Here is a 9,321-nt window from a genome sequence, read left to right on the forward strand (position 1 = left end):
CGGAGCCGCCGACGCCGATCGGCAGGTGGATCTGCTTGTGGCGGAGAGGGCTCCCGTGACGGCCGACGGCGACGTGGTGCGGTTGACGCTGCGCGCCCCGGACGGCGCCGAGTTGCCGGCATGGCACCCGGGCGCCCATCTCGACTTCCATCTGCCGTCGGGGCGGCGGCGACAGTACTCGCTGTGCGGGGATCACGAGGACCGCGGCCGATACACCGTCGCGGTCCGCCGGATTCCCGGCGGTGGGGGCGGCTCACTCGAGATGCATGCTCTCGAACCGGGTGACCTCGTGGCCGTGCGCGGCCCGCGCAACGGGTTTCCCTTCGTCGCCGAGGGCCCGGCCCTGTTCGTCGCCGGCGGGATCGGCATCACCCCCGTCCTGGCGATGGCCCGCGCCGCACACCGCGCCGGGATGGACTGGCGGCTCGTCTACACCGGCCGGACCCGGTCCGCGATGCCGTTCCTCGACGAGATCGGGACATGGGACCCGTCAAGGGTTTTCGTGCGGCCGGACGACGAGTTCGGCACGCCGACGGGAGCCGAACTGCTCGCCGGTGCTCCCGCCGGCGGCGCCGTCTACTGTTGCGGGCCCACCCCGATGCTGGACGCCGTGCGCGCCGGCATCGACGCCACCCCGGCGTCGGCCCTGCACTTCGAGCGGTTCGGCGCCCCGCCCGTGGTCGCCGGCCGGCCGTTCGAGGTCCAATTGGCAAGCACCGGAGAGGTACTCGACGTTCCGGCCGACGAATCGGCGCTCGAGATCATCCGCCGGCGCCTGCCCGGCATCGGCTACTCGTGCCGCCAGGGTTTCTGCGGAACCTGCCGGGTGCGGGTCCTGTCCGGCACCCCCGACCACCGCGAGAACCGGCTCACCCCCGAGGAACGTCGCGAGGAGATGCTCGTCTGCGTCTCGCGCGCCGACGGTGGCCGGCTCGTACTCGATCTCTGAGGAGAACGCATGACCACTCGCACCGTCACGAACGGAAACGTCCGGCTCCACGTCGTCGAGGAGGGCAACCCGGCGGGGCCGACGCTGGTGCTGGTCCACGGCTGGCCCGACACCCACGCCCTGTGGGACCGCGTGGTACCCGAGCTGGCCCGCGACTTCCGGATCGTCCGGTTCGACAACCGCGGCGCCGGTGTCTCGACCGTGCCGCGCGACGTCGCGGACTACCGGCTCGAGCTGCTCGCCGCGGACCTGTTCGCGGTGCTCGACGCGGTGAGCCCGGGCGTGCCCGTGCACCTGCTCGGGCACGACTGGGGAGCGGTGCTGTGCTGGGAGGCCGTGTGCGAACCCGGGGCGACCGAGCGGATCGCGTCCTACACCTCGGTGTCCGGGCCGAACCTCGACCATCTCGCTTCGTGGATGCGCCGCCGGCTGCGGGATCGGCGCCCGCTCGGCCCGCTCGAGCAGGCTGTGGCGTCGGCCTACACGGTGCTGTTCCAGACTCCCGGCCTGCCCGTGCCGGCCCTCCGGTGGTGGTTCTCGCGGCACTGGCCCGGATTCGTCGGATTCTTCGACCGCTCCGATCCGGCCCTGATCGGGCCGGTCGCGCCCACGCTGGCCGACGACATGGTGCACGGGCTGAAGCTGTACCGGGCGAACCTGCGCCGGCGCCTGCGTGCGCCGCGCGAGCGGCGCACCGACGTGCCCGTGCAGCTGATCCAGGGGCTGCGGGACCGGGCGGTGCGGCCGGTCGGGTACGAGGACACCGAGAAGTGGGTGACCGATCTGCGCCGGGAACCGCTCGACGCCGGACACTGGTCGCCCCGCTCGCATGCCTCGGAGCTCGCGGCCGCCACCGCGCGCTTCGTGCGCGACGTCGAAGCGCGGCACACTGTCCGAACTCCCGCGCTCTAGCGATTCACCTTCCCGCCCCCGCGACGCCGCGCCTGCGGGCCGGTGAGCGGCGTCGACGGCCCGTTCTGTGTCGGACGGGGCAAGTACGGTTCCGGGCAGTAGGATGAATCCGAATGCGCGCGTGTGCGCGAGGCCCAGGCGGAAGAAGGAGAGCTACCAACCCGTGGCTGCCCAGAAGTCGAACAAGAGCAACAGTGACTACGGTGCTTCCTCCATCACCGTCCTCGAGGGGCTCGAGGCGGTGCGCAAGCGCCCCGGCATGTACATCGGATCCACCGGTGAGCGCGGTCTGCACCACCTGATCTGGGAGGTCGTCGACAACTCGGTCGACGAGGCGATGGCCGGCCACGCGACCAAGGTCGAGGTGACCCTCCTCGAGGACGGCGGCGTGCAGGTCGTCGACGACGGCCGCGGTATCCCCGTCGGGATGCACGCCTCCGGCGTCCCGACCGTCGAGGTCGTGCTGACGCAGCTGCACGCGGGCGGCAAGTTCGACTCCGACGCCTACGCGGTGTCCGGCGGTCTGCACGGCGTCGGCATCTCGGTGGTCAACGCGCTGTCCACCAAACTCGAGGTCGAGATCGACCGCGACGGGTACCACTGGGAGCAGACCTACCAGTCCTCCAAGCCGGGGACGCTGGTCAAGGGTGAGCCCACCCGGGCCACCGGCACCACCGTCCGGTTCTGGGCGGACCCGGACATCTTCGAAACCACGACCTACAACTTCGAGACGGTCGCGCGGCGACTGCAGGAGATGGCCTTCCTCAACAAGGGCCTGACGATCACGCTGACCGATGAGCGTGTCGCGCCGGAGGAGGTCACGGACGAGGTCGTCAGCGAGCTCGCCGAGGCACCGAAGAAGGCCGAGGAGCAGGAACAGGCCGAGATCGAGCAGCAGCACAAGGTCAAGGTCCGCGTCTATCACTACCCGGGCGGCCTCGAGGACTATGTGCGGCACATCAACCGCACCAAGCAGCCGATCCACAACTCGGTCGTCGGTTTCACCGCGAAGGGCACCGGCCACGAACTCGAGGTCGCGATGCAGTGGAACTCGGGCTACTCCGAGTCGGTCCACACCTTCGCCAACACGATCAACACCCACGAGGGCGGCACCCACGAGGAGGGCTTCCGTGCGGCGCTGACCTCGGTGGTCAACAAGTACGCGAAGGACAAGAAGCTCCTCAAGGACAAGGATCCGAACCTCACCGGCGACGACATCCGTGAGGGTCTGGCCGCTATCATCTCGGTCAAGGTCGGCGAACCGCAGTTCGAGGGTCAGACCAAGACCAAGCTCGGCAATACCGAGGTCAAGTCGTTCGTGCAGAAGGCCTGCAACGAGCACTTGTCGCACTGGCTCGAGGCCAACCCGGCCGACGCGAAGACCATTGTGACGAAGGCAGTCTCGTCCGCCCAGGCCCGCGTCGCCGCTCGTAAGGCCCGCGAGCTGGTCCGGCGCAAGTCCGCCACCGATCTCGGGGGCCTGCCCGGCAAGCTGGCGGACTGCCGCTCCAACGATCCGAGCAAGTCCGAGATCTACATCGTCGAGGGCGACTCGGCCGGCGGCTCCGCCAAGTCGGGCCGCGATTCGATGTATCAGGCGATCCTGCCGCTGCGCGGCAAGATCATCAACGTCGAGAAGGCGCGCATCGACAGGGTCCTCAAGAACAACGAGGTCCAGGCGATCATCACCGCCTTCGGTACCGGTATCCACGACGAGTTCGACATCTCGAAGTTGCGCTATCACAAGATCGTGTTGATGGCCGATGCCGACGTGGACGGCCAGCACATCGCGACCCTGCTGCTGACGCTGCTGTTCCGATTCATGCGCCCGCTGGTCGAGCACGGGCACGTCTACCTGGCGCAGCCCCCGCTGTACAAGCTCAAGTGGCAGCGTTCCGAGCCGGAGTTCGCGTACTCCGACCGGGAGCGCGACGGCCTGCTCGAGCGTGGCCTCGCGTCCGGCAAGAAGATCAACAAGGACGACGGCATCCAGCGGTACAAGGGCCTCGGCGAGATGAATGCCAAGGAACTGTGGGAGACCACCATGGACCCGAGCGTGCGCGTGCTCCGTCAGGTCACGCTCGACGACGCGGCGGCCGCCGACGAACTGTTCAGCGTGCTGATGGGTGAGGACGTGGAGGCACGTCGCAGTTTCATCACCCGTAACGCGAAGGACGTCCGCTTCCTGGACGTCTGACCGGGTCTCGCGGGCGCGGAAGGGCGGCGAAAGCGTTGGTGTGACGAGGTTCACACGAACGCTTTCGCCGCCCTTCGGCGCGTCGGCCGCCCGTTCCGGGGCCGCGAATGTTACTGGTCGGTAGAGTTTTCGGCGCGTCGACCGCTTCGAGACACGACTGCCGCCGGTTCGGGGAGTGATCGTGCTCCTTTCGTGATCCGCACTCGGGCGGATATGGTGCGTGCACTCAGGAACGTCTCTTCCGACCACTCCACCCGCAGACGCACCTCCTCGACGCCGAGCGGTGTGGCGCGGGTGTGGGTCGGCGGCGGAAACCGGGTGGAAAGTGAGCTGGAAAGATGAGTGACGAATCGCCACCTCGGCAGCGGTGGTGGAACATCGAAGGGTGGGGCCTTCGCTGGAAGGTGACCGCCGTTCTCGCCGTTCCCGTGACCGTGGCCATGGTCCTGGGCGGACTGCGCGTGCAGCAGGAGCTCTCCAACGCGGTCCACTTCTCGTCCGCTGCCGACCAGGTGGCCGTCGTGCCCGACCTCGTCGATTTCGGTACCGCCTTCGGTACCGCCTCCGCGACGCTGGCTGCCGGGACCGGCGTCACGAACGAGATCGAGAATCTCGACGCGACGCTCGAACGCGTCCGGGCGGTGTCCCGGAATCCGGAGCTGGATCCGGTCATCGCCGCGGACCTCACCCGCACGGTGGCCGCCGCCGAGTCGTTGCGAGACCGCATCGCGGCCGGGGACATCCCGCTGCCCGAGCTCAACGAGCAGACCAACACCATCCGTAAGGATCTGATCCGCATCGTCGAAGCCATCGTCGAGCCGATCGAGGATCCGTCCGTGCTCGCCGAGGGCACCCGCCTCGTCGATGCCTGGGCGTCCCAGCGTTACCTCTTCGACCAGGTGATGGGCATCGTGGCGATCCTGCGGGACCCCGACCAGCCCGGTACCACGCTGGTGTCCGCGTCCGGATCCGAGCTGGCCATGCTCGAGACGCTCGCCCGGTCGTACCCGGCGTCCGATGCGCAGATCCAGGAGCTGCGCAGCGGCGTCGCCGAGCGCACCGCGATGATCGACGCCGCGGGCGCCGGCCCCCTGCCCATCCTGAACCTGCGTGCGTCGCTGCTGGAGAGTGTCGAGGTCTACGGCACCCTCATCGACGAAGCATCCGACGCGATCAGCAGCACCGTTCTCACCCGCGCCTCCGACACCCGCTCCGCCGCTCTGCGTGACACCGCGATCGTGCTCGGCGCCCTGCTCGCCGCCCTGGTCCTGGCGCTCCTGGTGTCGCGGTCGCTCGTCGGCCCGATCCGGCGCCTGCGTTACGGCGCGCTCAAGGTCGCCCGGCAGGAACTCCCCGACGCGATCGACCGCATCAAGGTGGGCGACAACGTCGAGGACATCGAGTTCACCCGGGTCCCGGTGCACACGACCGAGGAGATCGGCCAGCTCGCCCGCGCCGTCGACGACATGCACGGGCAGGCTCTGCGCCTCGCCGGCGAGCAGGCCCACCTCCGCCTGCAGATCAACGACATGTTCGAAACCCTCGCCCGGCGCAGCAAGTCGCTCGTCGAGCAGCAGCTCGGCCTCATCGAACGGCTCGAGTACGAGGAGAAGGATCCGGCCCGGCTCGAGAGCCTGTTCCGGCTCGACCACCTGGCGGCGCGCATGCGCCGTAACGGTGACAACCTGCTGATTCTCTCCGGAACCCGGATGCGGCGCGGTCATTCCGCACCCGTGCAGCTCGGTGACATCCTCCGTGCCGCGATGTCCGAGGTCGAGGACTACCAGCGGGTCCAGATCGGCTCGACGCCCGAAGGCGCCCTCAGCGGTACGGTCGCCACGGACATCGTGCATCTGCTCGCCGAGCTCGTCGACAACTCGCTGCGGGCGTCGCCGCCGGACAGCACCGTGACGTTCAGCTTCGCGCGCGCCGTCGACGGTGGTCTGCTCGTCGAGATCGCCGACCGCGGTATCGGTATCCCGGCCGAGGAACTCGACGCGATCAACGAGCGTCTCGCTCTCGGCGGCGAGGTCGGTCCCGACACCGCCCGTCACATGGGTCTGTTCGTGGTCTCGCGCCTCGCGGCCCGACACGGCCTCACCGTGCGGCTGCGCCCGACGTTCGACACCGCGCGCAACCCGGGCATCACCGCCAGCGTCCACATTCCCGACGTGCTCCTCGTCTCGCCGCTCGCCCTGTCGCAGACCGGGCCGCAGCCGCGCACGGGGGAGGACGGCCGTCCGGCCGAGACCCTCGCGCCGCGGCCACCCCGCGATGTCACAGTCCCGGCCGCGCCGGAACGCGCTCCTGCGCCGGCATCGGCACTGCCGCATCGGGAGCCGGCATCGGCACTGCCGCAGCGGGAGCCGGCATCCGCACTGCCGCAGCGGGAGCCGGGATCCGGACTGCCGCAGCGACAGGCGGCACCCGTGGCCGCGGAGTCGGCCGCAGGTCTGCCACAGCGTCAGCCCGGTGCCACTCCGGGGCTGCCGCAGCGCCGGCCCGGCTCCACTCCCGGTCTGCCGCAGCGTCAGCCCGGTGCCGCACCGGAGCGCCAGCCCACGCCGCTGGCCGACCTGCCCCGGCGTCAACCCGGTCCGACACCGGTCCTGCCGTCGCGTCGCACGGAGACGGTCTCGTCCGCTCCTGCTCCCGCCCCGGCGGCGCCCCGGTCCCCGGGTAGCGGTCTGCCGCAGCGCCGGCCGGGCGCCACGCCGGGTATCTCGCCCCAGCCGGCGGCCGCACCGAACAACGGTGCGCCGGGTAACGGTCTGCCGCAGCGCCGGCCGGGGAGCACCCCCGGTCTGCCGATACCGCCGGCCGCATCGGAATCCGCGCTTGCGCAACGCAATTCCGAACCGTCCGCAACTCGGGACGAAGCGGCCGACGGACAACCGGGTCGCGCCTCCCGGCATCGGTACCGGACGAACCCGGCCAAGACGGCGTCGTTCTTCCAGCCGCGTCCCGATGTCGACACCTTGCGTCCGCATCCCGGTGCCGGCACGCCGATCTTCGCCGACATGATGTCGAGCTGGCTCGTCGATCCGACGAGTCAGCCCGAAGACCGCCGTCCGGAGTGGAACTCACGGGCGGATGCCGGGTGGAGGGCCGCCCAGGAGGCTGCGCAGGCTCCGGTGGAGCAACTCACCACCGCGGGTCTCCCGCGGCGTGCACCCGGTCATAGGCTGGTGCCCGGTGCGGTCGCCTCGCCGGCGACCGGATCCGTGCCGGCTGTCCGGCGGCGCGACCCGGAGGCCATCCGGGCCAACCTGAGCCGTCACCAGCAAGGGGTTCGCAACGGGCGGGCCTCCGCGCACGCGTCCACCCAGACCGACGAACAGGGAGTTCGATGAACATTGACCATGGATCCGACGTGACTCGTCCTCTGGACTGGTTGGTGTCGAACTTCGCGCGCGAGGTTCCCGGCGTCTCCCACGCCGTGCTCGTGTCCGCGGACGGCCTCCTGATGGCGGCCAGCGCACACCTGCCCGTCGACCGTGCCGAGCAGCTCGCTGCCGTCACGTCCGGACTCGCCAGCCTGTCCAACGGTGTGTCCCAGCTCTTCGAGGGCGGCGGAGTGCTCCAGTCCGTCGTCGAGATGCAGCACGGCTACCTGCTGCTGATGAGCGTGGGCGACGGCTCGCACCTGGCGGCGCTGACCGCCTCGGAGTGCGACATCGGGCAGGTCGGTTACGAGATGGCACTCCTGGTCGATCGTGTGGGGGCATCGGTCGAGGCCACTCCGCGCATCGGTCTGGGGTCCTGACGTCGAGGTGGCCATGGAAGAACGCAAGGCGGAGTCGCCGCCGGCCCAGCCCAGTCTGGTCCGGCCGTACTCACTGACCTCGGGGCGGACCAGCCCCGCGGTCGAGCTGGCGTTGGAGGCACTGATCCAGGTCCTCCCGGGCACGGACGACCGTGCCCGGGACCTGGACAACATCAACGCCACGATCGTGGCGTTGTGCAGGGAGTCCCCGTCGGTCGCCGAGATCGCGGCGCGGGTGGGTGTGCCGATCGGGGTGGCGCGCGTACTCGTGGCGGATCTCGTCGAAGCCGGGCATGTACGGATCCTGGCCACCCTGAAAGACGATTCGAGCGACGCGGAGCGTCGTGAGCTGATTGAAAGGGTCCTCAGTGGACTTCGCGAACTCTAACTCCCCGAAGCGGGTGACCTCGACGAAGATCGTGATCGCCGGGGGCTTCGGCGTCGGCAAGACCACGTTGGTGGGGGCGGTCTCGGAGATCGTTCCGCTGCGCACGGAAGCGTTGGTCACCAACGCCAGCGACGGCGTCGACAACCTGAGCGCGACACCGCAGAAGGCCACCACGACCGTCGCGATGGACTTCGGCCGGATCAGCCTCGCCGAGGATCTCGTGCTGTACCTGTTCGGCACGCCGGGTCAGCACCGGTTCTGGTTCATGTGGGACGACCTGATCCGAGGTGCGATCGGGGCCATCGTGCTCATCGACACCCGGCGTCTGGACGAGAGCTTCGCGGCGGTCGACTTCTTCGAGGCCCGGAACCTGCCGTTCATCGTCGCGATCAACGAGTTCGACGACGCCCCGCGCTACCCGACCGAGGACATTCGTCAGGCCCTCGCGGTGTCGGCGGACGTGCCGATCGTCTCGATCGACGCGCGCGATCGCGAGTCCGCCAAGTCGGCACTCGTGACGGTGACCGAGTACGCGCTGCGCAAGCTGCACCAGCCGGTAGCGCCCTGATGGACACACACGTGCACTTGTTCGGCATGGGCACGTGGGTGCTCGTCCTGGCGTACGTGACGGCGGCGATCGGGTTGCTCGTGGGGCTGGCCAGTGCCCGCAAGTCGTTGACGGCCGGTTCCGAACGGTCACGGTTGTACTGGCTGATGCGGGCTGCGCTCTCGACCGGTGGCGTCGGGGTGTGGCTGGCGCACTTCCTGCCGATGGCCGGTTTCACGGTGGACGGCAGCATCATTCGATACGACCTGCCCGGCATCGTCTTCTCGATGGCGGTGGCGCTGGTGTCCGCGTTCGTCGCCATGGTGGTCGTGCAGCCGAAGCGGGTGTCACGCCGTGTCCGGCCGTCGCGCGGTGCCGCGACGGTACGGCTGCTGGGCGGATCGCTGGTCCTCGGTGCCGGGATCGCCGGCGTGCACTACTCGATCATGTGGGCGATGGAACTGCAGGGCACCGTCGCATACGACACGACCTATGTGGCGGCCTCCGTCGTAGCGGCGTGGCTCACCGCGGTGATGATCCTGTGGCTGGTGACGGTCGCCGA

8 protein-coding genes are annotated in these 9,321 nt (G+C 69.6%); all 8 read left to right on the forward strand.

Features of this window, described 5'->3' with window-relative positions; all coding sequences use genetic code 11:
• On the forward strand, window positions 1-949 hold a 949-nt coding region (locus tag OEY_RS0119250), incomplete at its 5' end, for a PDR/VanB family oxidoreductase (protein WP_010595445.1).
• 9 nt (window positions 950-958) lie between these two features.
• Window positions 959-1,861 carry an alpha/beta fold hydrolase gene (locus tag OEY_RS0119255; RefSeq protein ID WP_010595446.1) on the forward strand — a complete coding sequence of 301 codons (903 nt, stop codon included), beginning with the start codon at window positions 959-961 and terminating at the stop codon, window positions 1,859-1,861.
• A gap of 163 nt (window positions 1,862-2,024) precedes the next feature.
• The gene (gyrB, locus tag OEY_RS0119260) at window positions 2,025-4,058 is read left to right on the forward strand and encodes a DNA topoisomerase (ATP-hydrolyzing) subunit B (protein ID WP_010595447.1); all 2,034 of its coding nucleotides are present in this window, start codon (window positions 2,025-2,027) and stop codon (window positions 4,056-4,058) included.
• A gap of 338 nt (window positions 4,059-4,396) precedes the next feature.
• Window positions 4,397-7,411 carry a sensor histidine kinase gene (locus tag OEY_RS0119265; RefSeq protein WP_026137830.1) on the forward strand — a complete coding sequence of 1,005 codons (3,015 nt, stop codon included), beginning with the start codon at window positions 4,397-4,399 and terminating at the stop codon, window positions 7,409-7,411.
• Window positions 7,408-7,824: a roadblock/LC7 domain-containing protein gene (locus OEY_RS0119270; protein ID WP_003936637.1), complete on the forward strand. Its 417-nt coding sequence runs from the start codon at window positions 7,408-7,410 to the stop codon at window positions 7,822-7,824. The genes OEY_RS0119265 and OEY_RS0119270 overlap by 4 nt, the downstream gene beginning before the upstream one ends.
• A gap of 13 nt (window positions 7,825-7,837) precedes the next feature.
• Entirely contained in the window at window positions 7,838-8,212 is a 375-nt protein-coding gene (locus OEY_RS0119275; RefSeq protein ID WP_003936636.1) for a DUF742 domain-containing protein, read from the forward strand.
• 13 nt (window positions 8,213-8,225) lie between these two features.
• The gene (locus tag OEY_RS0119280) at window positions 8,226-8,780 is read left to right on the forward strand and encodes a GTP-binding protein (RefSeq protein WP_003936635.1); all 555 of its coding nucleotides are present in this window, start codon (window positions 8,226-8,228) and stop codon (window positions 8,778-8,780) included.
• Window positions 8,780-9,321, forward strand: a 542-nt coding sequence (locus OEY_RS0119285) for an MHYT domain-containing protein (protein ID WP_010595450.1), incomplete at its 3' end; no start/stop codon positions are given. The genes OEY_RS0119280 and OEY_RS0119285, both read left to right, overlap by 1 nt.

Source organism: Rhodococcus sp. P14, from assembly GCF_000256505.1.
GTDB classification, from domain to species: domain Bacteria; phylum Actinomycetota; class Actinomycetes; order Mycobacteriales; family Mycobacteriaceae; genus Rhodococcus; species Rhodococcus ruber.

Excerpts from the sequence above, each read along its gene's own strand:
- OEY_RS0119270 (WP_003936637.1), top strand. The coding sequence starts at position 7,408 with ATGAACATTGACCATGGATCCGACGTGACTCGTCCTCTGGACTGGTTG.
- OEY_RS0119275 (WP_003936636.1), top strand. The coding sequence starts at position 7,838 with ATGGAAGAACGCAAGGCGGAGTCGCCGCCGGCCCAGCCCAGTCTGGTC.
- OEY_RS0119265 (WP_026137830.1), top strand. The coding sequence starts at position 4,397 with ATGAGTGACGAATCGCCACCTCGGCAGCGGTGGTGGAACATCGAAGGG.
- OEY_RS0119255 (WP_010595446.1), top strand. The coding sequence starts at position 959 with ATGACCACTCGCACCGTCACGAACGGAAACGTCCGGCTCCACGTCGTC.